Source organism: Streptomyces sp. Ac-502 (assembly GCF_045222935.1).
Classification (GTDB): Bacteria; Actinomycetota; Actinomycetes; order Streptomycetales; family Streptomycetaceae; genus Streptomyces; species Streptomyces monomycini.
This window is the reverse complement of record NZ_JBHFFO010000001.1, coordinates 8,539,975-8,555,828: the sequence shown is the minus strand read 5'-3', so window position 1 is coordinate 8,555,828 and position 15,854 is coordinate 8,539,975. Positions and strand designations below refer to the sequence as shown.

Annotated in this window: 15 protein-coding genes and 1 pseudogene; 10 read left to right on the top strand and 6 right to left on the bottom strand. The window is 73.1% G+C overall.

Annotated elements, in window-relative coordinates; all coding sequences use genetic code 11:
- The 3 genes from ACEXOX_RS38855 to pssA all read left to right on the top strand — a co-directional run bounded on the left by ACEXOX_RS38855 (position 1) and on the right by pssA (position 2,867).
- Positions 1–1,209, top strand: a complete 1,209-nt coding sequence (locus ACEXOX_RS38855) for an acyl-CoA dehydrogenase family protein (RefSeq protein WP_406525451.1) — start codon at positions 1–3, stop codon at positions 1,207–1,209.
- A gap of 169 nt (positions 1,210–1,378) precedes the next feature.
- Complete coding sequence (locus ACEXOX_RS38850) at positions 1,379–2,026, top strand: phosphatidylserine decarboxylase (RefSeq protein WP_406525450.1); 648 nt, start codon at positions 1,379–1,381, stop codon at positions 2,024–2,026.
- Positions 2,013–2,867, top strand: a complete 855-nt coding sequence (pssA, locus tag ACEXOX_RS38845; protein WP_406525449.1) for a CDP-diacylglycerol--serine O-phosphatidyltransferase — start codon at positions 2,013–2,015, stop codon at positions 2,865–2,867. The genes ACEXOX_RS38850 and pssA overlap by 14 nt, the downstream gene beginning before the upstream one ends.
- Before the next feature lie 214 nt (positions 2,868–3,081).
- Here the strand turns inward: pssA and ACEXOX_RS38840 are convergent, their stop codons facing one another.
- Positions 3,082–4,257: a glycerate kinase gene (locus ACEXOX_RS38840; protein WP_406525448.1), complete on the bottom strand. Its 1,176-nt coding sequence runs from the start codon at positions 4,255–4,257 to the stop codon at positions 3,082–3,084.
- A 137-nt stretch (positions 4,258–4,394) separates the two neighbouring features.
- Here ACEXOX_RS38840 and ACEXOX_RS38835 point away from each other — a divergent pair, with 137 nt between their 5' ends.
- The 5 genes from ACEXOX_RS38835 (at position 4,395) to ACEXOX_RS38815 (ending at position 9,996) form a co-directional block, all read left to right on the top strand.
- Positions 4,395–6,116, top strand: coding sequence for a BCCT family transporter (locus ACEXOX_RS38835; RefSeq protein ID WP_406525447.1), 1,722 nt, complete (start codon positions 4,395–4,397; stop codon positions 6,114–6,116).
- Between the two features lie 152 nt (positions 6,117–6,268).
- Positions 6,269–7,555 (top strand): tyrosinase family oxidase copper chaperone, encoded by a 1,287-nt coding sequence (locus tag ACEXOX_RS38830; RefSeq protein ID WP_406525446.1) that lies wholly within the window; start codon positions 6,269–6,271, stop codon positions 7,553–7,555.
- A gap of 64 nt (positions 7,556–7,619) precedes the next feature.
- A complete protein-coding gene (locus ACEXOX_RS38825; RefSeq protein WP_406525445.1) occupies positions 7,620–8,114 on the top strand; it encodes an NUDIX domain-containing protein in 495 nt (164 codons plus the stop codon).
- On the top strand, positions 8,111–9,082 hold the full coding sequence (locus ACEXOX_RS38820) for an LLM class flavin-dependent oxidoreductase (protein ID WP_406525444.1): 972 nt from the start codon (positions 8,111–8,113) through the stop codon (positions 9,080–9,082). Before ACEXOX_RS38825 ends, ACEXOX_RS38820 begins: the two co-directional genes overlap by 4 nt.
- 47 nt (positions 9,083–9,129) lie before the next feature.
- On the top strand, positions 9,130–9,996 hold the full coding sequence (locus tag ACEXOX_RS38815) for a nucleotidyltransferase domain-containing protein (protein WP_406525443.1): 867 nt from the start codon (positions 9,130–9,132) through the stop codon (positions 9,994–9,996).
- A 121-nt stretch (positions 9,997–10,117) separates the two neighbouring features.
- Here the strand turns inward: ACEXOX_RS38815 and ACEXOX_RS38810 are convergent.
- Together ACEXOX_RS38810 and ACEXOX_RS38805 are read right to left on the bottom strand one after the other, a co-directional pair.
- A pseudogene (locus ACEXOX_RS38810) lies at positions 10,118–10,639 on the bottom strand (methylated-DNA--[protein]-cysteine S-methyltransferase); the annotation flags it as partial.
- 7 nt (positions 10,640–10,646) lie between these two features.
- Complete coding sequence (locus ACEXOX_RS38805; protein ID WP_406525442.1) at positions 10,647–12,119, bottom strand: AlkA N-terminal domain-containing protein; 1,473 nt, start codon at positions 12,117–12,119, stop codon at positions 10,647–10,649.
- Between the two features lie 278 nt (positions 12,120–12,397).
- On the opposite strand from ACEXOX_RS38805, the gene ACEXOX_RS38800 reads away from it, so the two are divergent.
- Positions 12,398–13,156 carry a GNAT family N-acetyltransferase gene (locus tag ACEXOX_RS38800; RefSeq protein WP_406525441.1) on the top strand — a complete coding sequence of 253 codons (759 nt, stop codon included), beginning with the start codon at positions 12,398–12,400 and terminating at the stop codon, positions 13,154–13,156.
- A 69-nt stretch (positions 13,157–13,225) separates the two neighbouring features.
- Here ACEXOX_RS38800 and ACEXOX_RS38795 read toward each other — a convergent pair whose 3' ends face one another.
- The 3 genes from ACEXOX_RS38795 to ACEXOX_RS38785 form a co-directional block, all read right to left on the bottom strand.
- Positions 13,226–13,756: an O-acetyl-ADP-ribose deacetylase gene (locus ACEXOX_RS38795; RefSeq protein WP_406525440.1), complete on the bottom strand. Its 531-nt coding sequence runs from the start codon at positions 13,754–13,756 to the stop codon at positions 13,226–13,228.
- Between the two features lie 40 nt (positions 13,757–13,796).
- Positions 13,797–14,330, bottom strand: a complete 534-nt coding sequence (locus ACEXOX_RS38790; RefSeq protein WP_406525439.1) for a GNAT family N-acetyltransferase — start codon at positions 14,328–14,330, stop codon at positions 13,797–13,799.
- 90 nt (positions 14,331–14,420) lie between these two features.
- On the bottom strand, positions 14,421–15,044 hold the full coding sequence (locus ACEXOX_RS38785; protein ID WP_406525438.1) for a TetR/AcrR family transcriptional regulator: 624 nt from the start codon (positions 15,042–15,044) through the stop codon (positions 14,421–14,423).
- Between the two features lie 177 nt (positions 15,045–15,221).
- On the opposite strand from ACEXOX_RS38785, the gene ACEXOX_RS38780 reads away from it, so the two are divergent.
- Entirely contained in the window at positions 15,222–15,854 is a 633-nt protein-coding gene (locus tag ACEXOX_RS38780; RefSeq protein ID WP_406525437.1) for an MSMEG_1061 family FMN-dependent PPOX-type flavoprotein, read from the top strand.

Here is a 15,854-nt window from a genome sequence, read left to right as displayed (position 1 = left end):
ATGAGCGGACGCCTCGCACAGACCGAGGGCCTGACGGACATCCAGCGGGAAATCCTTTCGACGGTGCGTGACTTCGTCGACAAAGAGATTCTGCCGGTTGCGACCGAGCTGGAGCACCGCGACGAGTACCCGACACAGATAGTCGAGGGGCTGAAGGAACTCGGTGTCTTCGGGCTGATGATTCCGGAGGAGTACGGCGGTCTCGGCGAGTCGCTGCTGACGTACGCGCTGACGGTGGAGGAGATCGCCCGCGGCTGGATGAGCGTGTCGGGCATCATCAACACGCACTTCATCGTGGCGTACATGCTCAAGCAGCACGGCACGCGGGAGCAGAAGGAATACTTCCTGCCGAAGATGGCGGCGGGTGAGGTCCGTGGCGCTTTCTCGATGTCGGAGCCGGCGCTCGGTTCGGACGTCTCGGCCATCACCTCCAAGGGGGTGAGGGACGGCAGGGATTATGTACTGACCGGCCAGAAGATGTGGCTGACCAACGGCGGTTCGTCAACTCTCGTCGCGGTGCTGTGCCGTACGGACGAGGGCCATCCGGAGGGCACCGCGCCGCACAAGTCGATGACCACCTTCCTCGTGGAGAAGGAGGCGGGCTTCGGCGAGGTCCGGCCGGGACTGACCATCCCCGGCAAGATCGACAAGATGGGCTACAAGGGGGTCGACACCACCGAGCTGATCATGGACGGGCTGCGGATTCCCGCCGACCGGGTGCTCGGCGGCGAGACCGGACGTGGCTTCTATCACATGATGGACGGTGTCGAGGTCGGCCGGGTGAACGTGGCCGCGCGCGGCTGCGGCGTGGCGCAGCGCGCCTTCGAGCTGGGCGTTTCGTACGCGCAGCAGCGGCACACCTTCGGCAAGCCGATCGCCCAGCATCAGGCGATTCAGTTCAAACTTGCCGAAATGGCCACAAAGGTGGAAGCGGCCCATGCGATGATGGTCAATGCCGCACGCAAGAAGGACTCCGGGCAGCGGAACGACCTGGAAGCGGGCATGGCCAAGTACCTGGCCTCCGAGTACTGCAAGGAGGTGGTGGAGGACGCGTTCCGCATCCACGGCGGCTACGGCTTCTCCAAGGAGTACGAGATCGAGCGCCTCTACCGGGAGGCACCGATGCTCCTCATCGGTGAGGGTACCGCCGAGATCCAGAAAATGATCATCGGTCGACGGCTACTGGAGGAGTACCGAATCCAGGGGTGAACGCCCGATTTGGGGTGTTTTATTCAGGACGAAGATCACACCCCGTCATCGCGCTTCGGCCACGGATTGGCTCTGGCTCTTGGCCAGTTGCCGCTCGCAACCGATACCATCCCGGGAAAGCCGCCGTCCCCCATCGCATATGCGGCATCCTCCGCTACGAAGGTCATCCATGCCCCACAGCCAATCCTCTGCACAACGCGGTCGTGTCCGCCTCGCGCGCGGAGCGTCGCCGTGGCTTCTGCCGACCGTCGCGACGGCAGCGGTCAGCCTGGTCCGTTCCCGTCGCTCGGGACGCTGGGCCGCCGCCGCCGTCCCCGCCACCGCCCTGGCCGCGGGCATGCTGTGGTTCTTCCGTGACCCTGAGCGGGAGATCGCTCAGGGCCGGGTCATCTCCCCGGCGGACGGCGTGGTGCAGAGCATCATGCCGTGGAAGGACGGGCGCACCCGCGTCGCGATCTTCATGAGCCCGCTGAACGTCCACGTCAACCGCGCGCCGCTGGCCGGCACGGTGACGTCCGTGGAGCACATCCCCGGCGGGTTCGTCCCGGCGTTCAACAAGGAGAGCGAGAACAACGAGCGGGTCGTCTGGCACTTCGACACCGAGCTCGGCGACATCGAGATGGTGCAGATCGCCGGCGCGGTGGCCCGCCGTATCGTCCCCTACGTGCCCCAGGGCTCGAAGGTGGAGCAGGGCGAGCGCATCGGCCTGATCCGCTTCGGGTCGCGCGTCGACGTCTACCTCCCGGCGGGTGTCGAGGCCGCGGTCGAGGTCGGCCAGGCCACCACCGCGGGGGTGACACGCCTTGACCGTGATTGATCCCGACACACAGCCCGGCTGGGTCGCGGAGGTCGAGGAGGACGACGCGGCCGACGACATGCCGCTGTCGACGCGGTTGTCGATAGCGGACACGCTCACCCTCGGCAACGCGATCTGCGGCTTCATGGCCGTGTACTTCACCACCACCGGCGTTCTGATCCCGCACCTGACGGGCACCGAGGACGGCGGGATGGCGCGGCACAGCGCCGCCATGGCGGTGATCCTGATGCTGCTGGCCTCCATCTTCGACCTGTTCGACGGGCTCGTGGCACGGAAGCTGCGGGCCTCGGCCATGGGGGCCGAGCTCGACAACCTCTCCGACCTGATCAGCTTCGGGCTGGCGCCGGCGTACTTCGTCGTCACCTGGGGCATGGTCGCCCCGGACTCGCACCAGCGGGTCTCGGTGGTCGCGGCGGTGGTGGTGCTGCTGGCGGTGATCCTGCGCCTGGCCCGGTTCTCCTGTGTGACGCTGCGTGACGGCATCTTCCAGGGGATGCCGAGCCCGTTCGGCGCGCTGACCGTCGTCGCGATCGTCCTGCTGGAGCTGCCCTTCGTGCCGACGCTGCTGGCGATCGTCGGGGTGGCCTGGCTGATGGTGAGCCGGGTGGAGTACCCGAAGCCGCGGGGGCGGCTCGCGGTGGCGATGCTCAGCTGGATCGTGCTGAGCATGGGCATGCTGGCGGCCTGGGCGCTGGACGCCCCCGGCGGCCAGATGCTGCTGCAGACCGGCTGCTCCCTCCAGATCGTGCTGGGCGCGATGATCCCGGTCTTCGCGACGGCCCGCCGGGTCAACACCTTCCGCGACAACCGCCGTGAGGCGCGCAGCGCACAGATTCAGTAGCGGTGTCCGGTCCCCGGACCGGACAGGCCCCCGCCGAGCGCATCAGCTCGGCTGGGGCCTTTTGTCGTATCCGGGGGCACGCGGGCGCAGAGGGCGCGCCGTGAGTCCCGTGAGCCTCGCGTCGCGCTCCCTGGCCCGTGCGTCGGCGCCTCGGGCCGCACGTCGGCGCTTCAGGCGGTACGGCAGCGCCTCGGACCCGTACTACGTCAGCGCCTCACAGCAGGAAGTCCCGCCCCAGCGCTTCCGCGGCCCGCTCCAGGAGCGGGCCCGCCTCGGCCATGCAGCGGGCCGGGTCCGGCTCCAGGTCGGTCAGCGGGTAGGCGCGGCGGATGCCGGCCCGACCCAGTGCCTCCGGCGGCAGGGCCAGGCGGCCGCAGACCGCCGCCACCTCCAGGCCCGCCGCGCGGGCCGCGGCCGCGACGCCGGCCGGGGCCTTGCCGTGCAGGGTCTGCGCGTCCAGTGAGCCCTCGCCCGTGACGACGAAGGTGGCGCGGCCCAGCGCCGGGCCGAAGCCCAGCACCTCCAGCATCACGTCGATGCCCGGCCGGAAGGCGGCCCCCAGGCCGACCAGGGCGCCGTAGCCGATGCCGCCCGCCGCGCCCGCGCCGGGCGCGGCTGCGTGCTCGGCGGCGCGGGGCCCCACCGCGGTCTCCAGGACCTTGGCGTAGTGGGCCAGGGCCGCGTCCAGCGCCGCGACGTCCTGCTCGCTCGCGCCCTTCTGCGGCCCGTAGACGGCGGGAGCGCCCTTGGGCCCGGTGAGCGGGTTGTCCACGTCGCTGGCGAGGACCACCTCCGTACGGGCGAGCCGCGGGTCCAGGCCCGAGAGGTCGGCGGTGGCCAGGTCGCGCAGCGGTCCGCCGCCCGGGGCGAGCGGTGCGCCCGCGGCGTCCAGGAAGCGGGCCCCGAGGGCGGCGAGCATGCCCGCGCCGCCGTCGGTCGTGGCACTGCCGCCGACGCCGAGGACGAGAGTGGTGGCGCCCGCGTCCAGCGCCGCGCGCAGCAGCTCGCCGGTGCCGTACGTGGTGGCCGTGAGCGGCGCGAAGCGGCCCTTTGGGAGGTGCTGGAGGCCGGACGCCTCGGCCATCTCGACCACGGCTGTGCCGTCCTCGCGCAGCGCGAAGGTGGCCGTGACCGGCTCGCCGGTCGGGCCCGTGACGCGTGCCTGGTGCCGGGCGAAACCCGCCGCCAGGGCGGCCGCGACCGTGCCGTCGCCGCCGTCCGCGACCGGGACGGACTCCACCGTCAGGCCGGGGACGGCCCGGCGCAGCCCGGCGGTGACGTGCCGGGCGACCTCGGTGGCCGTGAGGGAGCCCTTGAATTTGTCCGCGGCGACCAGGACCCGGGGTGCCCGGTCCTGGTCCGCCGCCGGTGTCCTTGCTGCGTCCGCCACTGTTTCCCCTTGCTTTCGAACTGGCAGTCGCGCCGCTGCGACCTTATCCGGCGCGGGCCGCGGCGAACAGGGACCGGTGACGCCGGACGGCGCGCCCATCCGGCGAAACATCGTTTTCCCGGCCATAGTGGGACGCCATGAGCGTGCAGACGTCCGAGGATCCGACGCCGAATTCCGAGCCGGGAAACGCGGAGCACGATCCGCCGCCCGATCTGGTCCTGGTCGGCGCCGGGGTCGCCGCGGTGCTCGCGGTGGTGGCCTGGGCGGCGCTGGGCAGAAAGAATTTCGAATCGGTCACCGACAGCGCGCTGAATTGGGTGCTGGGCAATTTCGGCTGGCTGTTCGTGGTGGCCGCCGACGTCTTTCTCGTCCTGTGCTTCCTCATCGCCTTCAGCCGGTTCGGCCGTATCCGGCTCGGCAAGGACGACGCGGAGCCGGAATTCGGCAATCTCGCGTGGATCGCGATGATGTTCAGCGCCGGCATGGGAATCGGCCTGATGTTCTACGGCGTGGGCGAACCGCTCCAGCACTACGTCACCCCGCCGCCCTCCAGCGGCGTCACCCCGCACACCGGCGCCGCGGCCCGTACCGCGCTGGAGTACTCGTTCTTCCACTGGACCCTGACCCCGTGGGCCATCTACGGCATCGTCGGCCTGGCCCTGGCCTACGCGGGCTTCCGCAAGGGCCGCAGCAACCGGCTCAGCTCCGCCTTCGTCCCGCTGATCGGCGAGCGGCGGGCCGGCGGGCGGCTGGGGCACCTGATCGACCTGCTGGCCGTCTTCGCGACCGTCTTCGGCACGGCCACCAGCCTGGGCCTCGGCGCCCTCCAGGTCAGCAAGGGCCTCCAGCTCACCACCGGCACGTCGGACAGCACGGCGGTCCAGCTGATCATCATCGTCGCGCTCTCCGCCGCCTTCGTGGCGTCCGCCTTCTCCGGCCTGCACAAGGGCGTCAAGTGGCTGTCCACCCTGAACATCGTGCTGGCCGCGCTGCTGATGCTGTTCGTCTTCGTGCTCGGCCCGACGGTGTACGTGCTGGACAGCATCCCGGCGAGCGTCGGCGGCTACCTCAACGACCTGCTGCCGATGGCCTCGCGCACCGGCGCGTTCACCGACGCGAGCTGGCTCGGCACCTGGACGATCTTCTACTGGGCGTGGTGGCTGTCCTGGGCCCCGTTCGTGGGCACGTTCATCGCCCGTATCTCGCACGGGCGCACCGTACGGGAGTTCCTGATCGGCGTCCTGCTGGTGCCCAGCGGCGCGACGATGATCTGGTTCTGCGTGCTGGGCGGCAGCGCGATCCGGCTGGACGCCAGCGGCCTGGCCGACCTCGCGGGCAACGCGAAGGACGCGGAGGCGTCGCTGTTCGGCATGCTGGACGCGCTGCCGGCCGGGACCGTCACCTCCTGGGTGGCGATGATCCTGGTCATGACGTACTTCATCACCAGCGCCGACTCCGCGTCCCTGGTGATGGGCTCGCTCACCAGCCGGGGCGCGCTGCACCCGCGGACGTGGCTGGTGGTCACCTGGGGCATCCTGATGGCCGCGGTCGCCGCGGTGCTGCTGGTGGCCGGCGGGCTCGGCGCGCTCCAGACGGCGACGATCCTGGTCGCGCTGCCCTTCGTGTTCGTGATGCTGGCGCTGTGCTGGGCACTGCTGAAGGAGCTGCGCGAGGACCCGGGCGCCGGTCCGGCGCGGCACCAGGCGATGCACGGGCTGCGCCACGCGGTCCGCGCCATCGTCGGCGAGACGATCACCGAGCAGGGGGCGACCCGGCACCCACGGCTGCGGCGGGCGGCGGACGCCAAGCGGACGGGTGACGATGCGGGCCCGTCCGGGCAGGGGCCGACGGGGGCGTAGGAACGGAAGCCGGGAAGAGCTGAGGGACGGGCCGGGGTGGATCACCCGTTCGGGTGCATTCGGCCGGGGAAGGCGTCCGGAGCCCGAGCCTGGGGATGCTCCGGACGAGGGTGAGGCGGGTCGGGTGAGGGGGACCGGACGAGGCGTGGCGGATGAGGGGTCTGGTGCGACGGCGCGACGTGTTCGTGGCCGCGACGGCGGCCGGTGCCGCGGCGCTGCTGCCCGCGGCCGCCGACGCGCGCGATCCGCGACCGTACACCGAGCGGTACCGCGGCCGGACGATCCGCGTCGAGGCCCCGCAGGGCCGCGCCCGGGTGACGATCGACGGCCGTGAGCTGCGACTGACGCGGATGGGCGAGGACGCCTACCTGTCCCCGCTGTGCCATTACGGGTTCGACCGGACCCCGCTCGACGCCGCGCGCCGCGCCGTGCGGCGGCTGCGCGGCGCCCGGCTGCTGCCGTCCCCGCCGCCGCGGTCATGGCCGGAGCCCGTCGTACCGTCCGGTCCCGCCACCCCGGGCCGCCCGCACGTCCGCAAGAACCATCTGGCCCTGACCGCGCGGGAGCGGCACCGCTTCGTGCGGGCCGTCCTGGAGGCCAAGCGCAGCGGCGTCTACGACGCGCTGGTCGCCGTCCACATCCGGGCGAACTCCCACGACTACATCCACCGCGACCACGGGTACCGCACCGCGCACCTGACCCCTTCGCTGCTCCCCTGGCACCGGCAGTTCCTGCTGTACTTCGAGCAGGCGCTGCGCGCGATCGACCCCGCCGTCTCCCTGCCGTACTGGGACTGGACGAGCGACCGCGGCCGGGACTCGCCGCTGTGGGCCGACGACTTCATGGGCGGTGACGGGCGGCCCGGCGACCGGCAGGTGACCTCGGGCCCCTTCGCCCGGCGCAACGGCTGGCGGCTGCGGGTCAACGCCCGGCCCACCGGCGACGACGTGGCGTGGGCCAACGGCTACTACACCCAGGACGACCGGGACTTCCTCACCCGCGCGCTGCGCCCGCCCGGCGTCCTCTCCACGGCCCGCCAGTTGGAGGCGGCCCTCGCGCTGCCCGTCTACGACTGCCCTCCGTGGAACCACCTGAGCGGCGAGGAGCCGCCGTACCCCAGCTTCCGCAACCACCTGGAGGGTTACGCGAAGTTCCCGTGGGAGCGGGACTGGGGCAAGCTGCACGGCTCCGCGCATGTCTTCGTCGGCGGCCACATGGACTTCGTCGCCTCGCCCAACGACCCGGTGTTCTTCCTCCACCACTGCTTCGTCGACAAGATCTGGGCCGACTGGCAGCGCCGGCACCCCGGCGTACCGCACTACCTCCCGCTGGAGCCCGCCCGGGACGTGCCCGGTCTGCACACCCCGCTGTCTCCCTGGCACACGATGACGCCCGCCGACCTCCTCGACCACACCCCGTACTACCGCTACGACGCCTGAGGCGCCGCGGCGGCCCGGTGAAACGCTCCGCGGGGCCGCCGTCCGGCCCGGCTACGCTCACCGCATGACCACGGACTACGCCACCTATATCGCCGGTCTTCCGCGTGTGCTCGCGGGGGCCGGTGTCATCTTCCGCGACGCCGACGGCCGGGTGCTGTACGTCGAGCCGAACTACCGCGACACCTGGAACCTGCCCGGCGGCACCGTCGAGTCGGACGCGGGCGAGTCACCCCGCCAGGCCGCGCGGCGGGAGGCCGCCGAGGAGATCGGCCTGGACATCGAGCCGGGCCCGCTGCTGGCCGTCGACTGGGTGCGCGGCACCGGCCGGCCGCCGCTCGTGTCGTATCTGTACGACGGCGGAGTGCTGGACGCGGACCAGTTGGCGGCCGTCCGTCTCCAAGAGTCGGAGCTGCTGTCCTGGTCCCTGCTGACCTGGGAGGAGGCCGAACCGCGGCTGTCGCCGTCGATGGCGCTGCGGATACGGGCCGCGCTGGACGCGCTGGCGCGGGGCCGCGGGCCGGTGGAGCTGGAGGACGGGGTCGCGCCCGCCGCCCCTTGACCTCAAGTCCGCTTGAAGTTGCATCGTCACCGTATGACGTTTCTCCCGGATTCCGCGGTCCGGCCCGGCCGCCTGGCGGTGGGCGTGCTGCTGCCGTCGCCCGCCGTGCGGCGGGAGCAGAAGCTTCCGCTCACCGAGGCGGCCCGGCACGCGGAACTGGCCGGGCTCGACCTCGTCGCGTACGGGGACCGGCCGGCGGCGGCGCGGCGGCCCTGGACACCGCGGTGGTACTGGCGGCGGTGGCCGCGGCGACCGAACGGATCACCGTCGTCGGCGCCGGGTACGCGCCGGGGCTCCGGCCGCCGTCCCAGGCCGCCGAACAGATAGCGGGCCTCCAGCACGTCGCGGACGGGCGGCTGGTTCTGGGGGTGGGGACGGGCGGCGGCCGGGAGCGGTGGACGGCCGCGGGAGTTCCGTACGAGGAGCGGGAGCGCCGGACCGACACGGCGCTGCGGCTGCTGCCCCGCCTGCTCGCGGGCGAGCGGGTGCCGCTGCCGTACGGGCCGGGGTACCCGGTGGTGGAGCCGGAGTTCGCCGTGCCGATGCCGCCGGTGTGGATCGCGGGCACTTCGCGCAGCGCAGTGCGGCGGGCGGCGCACCTGGGTGACGGCTGGTTCCCTTCCCTGACGTCGGCCGCCCAAGTGGCCGAGGGATCGGTGCGGTTGGCCGAACTCGCCGCCGCACTCGGCCGCCCGGCCCCGGCCGTCATCGTCGGCACGACCGGCGTGCTCGGTACGGAACCGGGGCTGCCCACCGGCGCGGATCTCGCCGCGGACCTCGCCTCGGCCCACGGCTTCCCGCCCGGGCGTTTCGCGGGCGCCCCCGTGACGGGCGGCCCCCGGGAGGCGGCGGAGCGCCTGCACCGTTACTGCGGAGCCGGGGTCACCCGCGTCCTGATGGACATCGCGGGCGGCGACTGGCGCCATCAGGTGGAGCTACTGGCAGACGTACGGGCCTTGTTGCGCTGAGGGACCCGGCTGCCGCTGTCGGAGGCGGGGCGCTCTACGCTGCCCGTATGGAGAACACAGCGGCCACCCGGGCGGACGGGACGCACGAGGACTACTGGACGAGGATCGGCGCGGCCGCCCTGGCCGAGGTGCCCGGAGTCGTCGGCGTGACGCTCGGCGGCAGCCGGGCCCGCGGCACCCATCGCCCGGACTCCGACTGGGACCTGGGGGTCTACTACCGCGGCGAGCTGGGACTCGCGGGCCTGGCGGACCTGGCCGCCGAGATCACCGGGGCGCCGGTGGAGATCCACCCGCCGGGCGCGTGGGGTGCGTGGGTCAACGGCGGGGCGTGGCTGGTGATGCCGGACGGCACCCCCGTGGACTGGCTCCTGCGGGATGCCGACCGGGTGGAACGGGTGTGGCGGGAGTGTCAGGCGGGCCGGTACGAGATCGGTGCCCAGGTGGGGCATCCGCTGGGCTTCTGGTCCCCCGCGTACGCGGGCGAACTGGCCCTGTCGCGGGTACTGGCCGACCCCACCGGCGAGCTGGGCCGCCTCAAGGAGGAGATGCGGGAGTACCCGGAGCCGCTGCGCGCCGCGCTGACCGGAACGGCAGTCTGGGACGCCGGGTTCTCCGTGACCGTCGCGGGCAAGTCCCAGGCGTCCGCGGACCCGCTGTACGTGGCCCTCTGCCTGGCGCGGGCGGTGGGCGACCTGACCCAGGCGCTGCACGCCCACCACCGGACCTGGTGCATCAACGAGAAGGGCGCGCTCGCCGCCGCCGCGGCGATGCCCGGCACACCGCCCGGGTTCGCGGAGCGGGCGAGCGCCCTGCTGGGCGAACTGGGCCGTACGGAGGCGGAGCTGGCGCGGTCGCTGGAAGCGGCGGAGCTGCTGGTCGCCGACGTACGTGCAGCGGTCGAGGGCGGCGACTGAACGCCTGGCCGCCGGAGCGCCCGTACATCTGCACGCCGGTACAGGCTGCGCCGCTCGTTCCACCCGACGCTTCAGCCGAAAAGAGCCTGCTGCCCGCCCGGGTCCGCCGTCCCCGGCCCTCCCCGGCCCCGGCCCGCTCGAAGTCCAGCAGGCGGCGCTTGCGGTCGAGTCCGCCGCCGTACCCCGTAAGGCTGCCGCTGGCCCCGATCACACGGTGGCAGGGGATGACGATGCCGATCGGGTTCTTCCCGTTGGCGAGGCCCACGGCACGGGCGGCGGAGGGCCGGCCGAGGCGCGCGGCGAGCTGCCCGTACGAGAGCGTCCCGCCGTACGGGATGTCGCACAGGGCGGCCCAGACGCGGCGCTGGAAAGGCGTCCCCCGGGGTGCCAGGGGCAGGTCGAAGACGGTGAGCGCGCCGTCGAAGTAGGCGCGCAACTGCCGTACGGCCGCCGCGAACGGCGCGGCCGCCAGGTCCTCCGGCGGGCCGAAGGACTCCTGCGGCGGGCGGTGGCGCTGGTCGGTCATGTAGAGGCCGGCAAGGGACTCGCCCTCGGCGACCAGGGTCAGCGGGCCGTACGGGGTGTCGGTCAGGACGGCGTGGCAGCGCTCGCCGCCGGTACGGGTGGGCACGGGATCGGACATGGTGGCCTCAATCGGAGGGGAGGTGGTTGATGGGGTGGTCGTCGGTGGCCCACAAGTACTGGACGGCGTACGCGCGCCACGGGCGCCAGCGCGCCGAGTGCCGTACCAGCGCCGCAGGAGTGGCCGGCAGCCCGAGGTGCGCGGCGGCGCGGCGCAGGCCCAGGTCGGTGGGGGTGAAGGCGTCGGGGTCGCCGAGGGCGCGCATGGCGACGCACTCGACGGTCCAGGGGCCCACGCCGGGCAGCGCCGCGAGCTGGGCGCGGGCCCGCTCCCGGTCGCTGCCGACGCCGAGCTGTACGGCGCCGTCGGCGAGGGCCGCGATCATGCCGGTGAGGGTCGCGCGCCGGGTGCGCGGCATGGCGAGCGTCTCCGGGTCCAGCCCGGCCAGCTCGGCGGCGGAGGGGAACAGGTGGGTCAGGCCGCCGGACGGGTCGTCGACCGTGCGGCCGTGCGCGGTGACCAGCCGGCCCGCGTGCGTACGGGCCGCGGCGGTGGACACCTGCTGGCCCAGTACGGCCCGTACCGCGAACTCGTCCGCGTCCGCGGTGCGCGGCACCCGCCGCCCCGGCGCCTTGCGGACGAGCGGCGCCAGGACGGGGTCCTCGGCCAGCAGCCCGTCGACCGCCTCCGGGTCGGCGTCCAGGTCGAGCATCCGGCGGCAGCGGGCGATGGCCCCGGCGAGGTCGCGCAGGTCGGTGAGGGAGAGCCGGCAGTCGATGTGACCGGGGCGCGGGGACAGGGCGACGATGCCGTGCCCGTACGGGAGGGCCAGCGTGCGCCGGTACGCGCCGTCCCGCCACTCCTCGACGCCCGGTACGGCGGTCGCGGCCAGGTGGCCGAAGAGGTTGTCGGGGCACAGCGGCTGCCGGAAGGGCAGCCGCAGGGCGAGCGCGCCGGGCAGGGCCGTGACGGCTCCGGGCCGGGCGCGGCGCCGCAGCTCGGTGGGGGCGAGCGCGAACACCTCCCGTACGGTGTCGTTGAAGGTCCGGATGCTGGCAAAACCGGCGGCGAACGCCACGTCGGCCATGGGCAGTTCGGTGGTCTCGACGAGCAGCCGCGCGGTCTGGGCGCGCTGCGCGCGGGCCAGGGCGAGCGGCCCGGCGCCCAGCTCGGCGAGCAGCTGCCGTTCGACCTGGCGGGTGCTGTAACCGAGCCGGGCGGCCAGGCCGGGGACGCCCTCCCGGTCGACGACGCCGTCGGCGATCAGGCGCATGGCGCGCGCCACGAGGTCGGCGCGCTCGTCCCACTGCGGCGAGCCGGGGCTGGCGTCCGGGCGGCACCGCTTGCAGGCGCGGTATCCGGCCTGCTGAGCGGCGGCGGCACTCGGGTAGAAGGTCATGTTCTCGGGCTTGGGCGGCACCACCGGGCAGCTGGGACGGCAGTAGATACGGGTGGTGCGCACCGCCGTGTAGAACCACCCGTCGAACCTGGCGTCCTTGGACCGCACGGCGCGCAGACAGCGCTCGAAGTCGGTGTGCATGCCTCCAGGATCCGGCAGCCACCAGGGTTGGGCTGGCGGTTTTCCGACATCAGCGTCCGCTGACCAGTCCGGCCGCCGACGACCTGCCGGGTGGCATACGGCACCCGCCGACGATTTGCGCCGGGCCGGGGGCGGTGTGCGAGAGTTGACCACCCGGTCGGCCGGGCGCGCACGGGCGTGCAGCCGCTGCCGGGACCCCCTACTTCAGACGAACGGTTCCGGCCGCGCCTCCAGCGTGTCCGGGGTCGTTCCCATCCCTACGTCCTTCTCAGAGAGTGATGCAGGCAACGACTCTTCTCCCCCGGACCGAGGACCTGTTCACCCAGGGCCTGGAGCTCCAGGAGGGCGCCGCCCTCCTGCGTTTCGGCGCCGCCCGGCAGCGGCCCGCCGACCGGAGCAGTTGGTGCAACAGCGGCGCTGTCGCCTGGCTCGACGCCCCTCGCGGGCATGTGTGGAGCGTCGGCGAGGCGGATGCCGCCGCCGGTCTCGTGCTGCGTGCCGCGCAGGGATTTCCCGACCAGGTACGGGAGTTCACCGGGCCGCGTGGCACCGAGACGCTGGTCGGCCGTCATCTGGCGGTGACCGACGTGGTCGAGTGGATCTTCCGCTGGACGCTGGTGGAACCGGCCGTCCACCCTGCGGAGGACCGGGTGGTCACGCTCGACGAGAGCCACCACGACGAGCTGCTCGCCTTCCTCAACGAGCACAGTCCGGCGCACTCGACCGGCCCCGGCTCCGCGGACGTCAGCCTGTGGGCGGGCATCCGCGGCGCGGACGGGCGACTGGTGGCGTGCGGCGCGATGAGCAGCCTGCGGGACAGCGGCGCGCCGCTGATGGCGTCCGTCGCGACCGACGCCGCCCAGCGCGGCCAGGGCCTCGGCGCCGCGCTGACCTCGTGGCTGACCCGGCACACCGTACGGCGGCACGGGTTCTGCACCTTGTGGCAGCTGGCCGAGAACACGCCCGCCGAACGGCTCTACGACCGCCTCGGCTACCGCAACGAGGACCCCTGCGTGTCCGCGCGGATCGTCTGGTGACCTGAGCGGCGGAAGGCAGGACACCCGCCGGCGGGACCGCCCCGAGCGGTTCCCGGCCGGTGCCCGGGGTCAGCCCACCCGCGCGGCGAACGCCGCGTACGCCCGCTCGTCGAAGAGCACGAAGCGCACCTCCTCGACGGCCGTCTCCGTGGCCCGCACCGTCTCGACGGCGATGCGGGCCGCGTCGTCCAGCGGCCAGCGGTAGATCCCGGCGGAGATCGCCGGGAAGGCGACGGTACGGGCGCCCAGCTCGTCGGCGACCCGCAGCGACTCGCGGTAGCAGGAGGCGAGCAGGTCCGAGCGGTCCTCGGACTTCGCCCAGACGGGACCGACGGTGTGGATCACCCAGCGGGCCGGCAGCCGGCCCGCCGTGGTCGCCACGGCCTGCCCGGTGGGCAGGCCTTTGCCGTAGTGCGAGGCGCGCAGCGCACGGCACTCGGCCAGGATCTCGGGGCCGCCGCGCCGGTGGATCGCGCCGTCCACTCCCCCGCCGCCCAGCAGCGAGGAGTTGGCGGCGTTCACGACGGCGTCGGCCGGCTGCTCGGTGATGTCGCCCGCGACGAGCGTGAGGGCGGGTGGGTGAGACGGGTGTGCGGTCATACGGCCATCATGGCCCGGCGTGCGGCCCTCCGTACGGACGTCATGGCCCGCTGTCGCCGTCGGCGGACGGGCCCGCCGCCCCGCCGGACCAGGTGATCTCAAAGTACTTCACCCGCTCGTCCTCCCCCACCGGCCGCATCCCGGCGGCCGCCATGACGCGCTGGGACACGGCGTTGCCGAGGTCGGCGTCGCCCTTGACCCGGGTGATGCCGCGTTCCCTGGCGAGGCGCAGCAGCCCGCGCAGCGCCTCGGCCGCGTACCCCTCGCCGCGCGCCGCGGGGACCAGTCCGTAGCCGATCGTCACCGTGCCGTCCGCGTCGGGCGGCCGGTGGAAGCCGAGGCTGCCGATGGCCAGTCCGTCCGCCCGGCGGCGTATCTCGTAGTCACCGAACGGCTGCGGGTCACCGGTGCCCGCGCAGTGGCCCAGGAAGTCGGTGGCGGACTCCACGTCCCCGTCCGTCGGATAGCCGGGCGCCCACCGCTCCCCGTCCGCCGGGGCACGCGCCACCAGCCGCTCCGCCTCGGCGGCGGTCAGCGGGTGGAGCACCAGCCGCGCTGTCTGCAGATCGCTCATGGCAGGGGGATTACCACGCGCGACGAGCGGCGCGCACGGGAGTTTCCGGCTCGTCCGCCCACGCCGCCCGTGCCGCGGGCGTCCGTACCGTCAGCGGGCCGCCGTGAGGTAGCCGGTGAGCATGGTGACGAGTTCGTCCTCCAGCCGGGCGGTGTCGACCGGGTCCGGCGCGGCGAGGAGCTGGTGGACGACGAGTTCGATGGTGCTGACCACGAGCCGGGTGGCGGTACCGGTGTCCGCGACCCGGACCTCCGGGTGCCGGGCGAACAGCTCGTGGGCGTAGGCGATCCGCTCCCGCCCGTGCCGGGAGATCTTGTCGAGCAGTTCCGGGGACCGGGGCCCCTGCTCGGCCATGACGCGCAGCAGCTGCGGGTCGTCGAGGTGGTTGTCGATCGAGGTGCGCACGAAGAGGCGGATGGTCTCTTCGAGGGATTCGGGCGCCTCGCCGTCCTGATGGCGGCCGGCGGCGGCTATCCCGGCGTCGAGGTGCCGGGTCACCAGCTCCACCAGGATCGCGTCCTTGTTCGGGTAGTACTGGTACAGCGAGCCGATCGAGACCCGCGCCCGTTCGGCGATGCGGTTGGTGGTCCCCGCAGCGTAACCGTACTCGGCGAAAACGCGAGCAGCGGCGGTGAGGATGCGCTGCCTGGTGGCTTCGGCGCGGGCCTGACGTGGCTGTTTACGTGGCTGGAGGCCGCGGCGGTCCGTGGTCATGGCACCTCCTGGGAGGCCTGTGAATGCGAGTAGCGAAGACCTGAGCAATTGCTCACAATGGTGCCATGAGCTGCGGCGGAGCGGTTGCCGCCGCAGCCGTCGCGGAGCGCGAGGGGGTCGGGAGCGCCGGTGCCGCCCGCGCCCGTCCGCCGTGCCGCCCTCCCGGAAGGAGTCTTCATGACGACGCACATCCGCACCCGCCCACGGCGGCTGTCCCTGGACGAGGTCCGCGCCCGGATCGGTGAACCCGAACCGATGCTGGAGAACAAGAAGATCGACCACATCGACCGGTTCGCCCGTATGTTCATCGCGCACTCGCCCTTCATGTCGCTGGCCACCGCGGACGCGGCCGGACGGGCCGACTGCTCGCCGCGCGGCGACTACCCCGGTTTCGTGAAGGTCCTCGACGAGAACCTGCTCGCGATACCCGACCGGCCGGGCAACCGGATCGCCGACTCGCTGTGCAACATCGTGGAGAACCCGGAGGTGGGGATGCTCTTCCTGGTCCCCGGGATGCGGGAGTCGCTGCGGGTCAACGGCCGGGCCTACCCCACCGACGAGCCCGACGTGCTGGCCCGGATGCGTACCGAGGCCAAGGCGCCGGCCCTGGCGATCGTCGTCGAGGTGACCGAGGCCTACTTCCACTGCGGCCGCGCGCTCCTGCGGTCCCGGCTGTGGGACCCGGCGAGCCAGGTCCTCGCCGACGAGCTGCCGTCGGCCGGGGAGATCGCCGCCGCGCAGTTCGGGGCCGACATCGCCCCGGAACAGTTCGAAGCCGTCCTCGAAGCGTCCTACCGCAAGCTCTTCTGA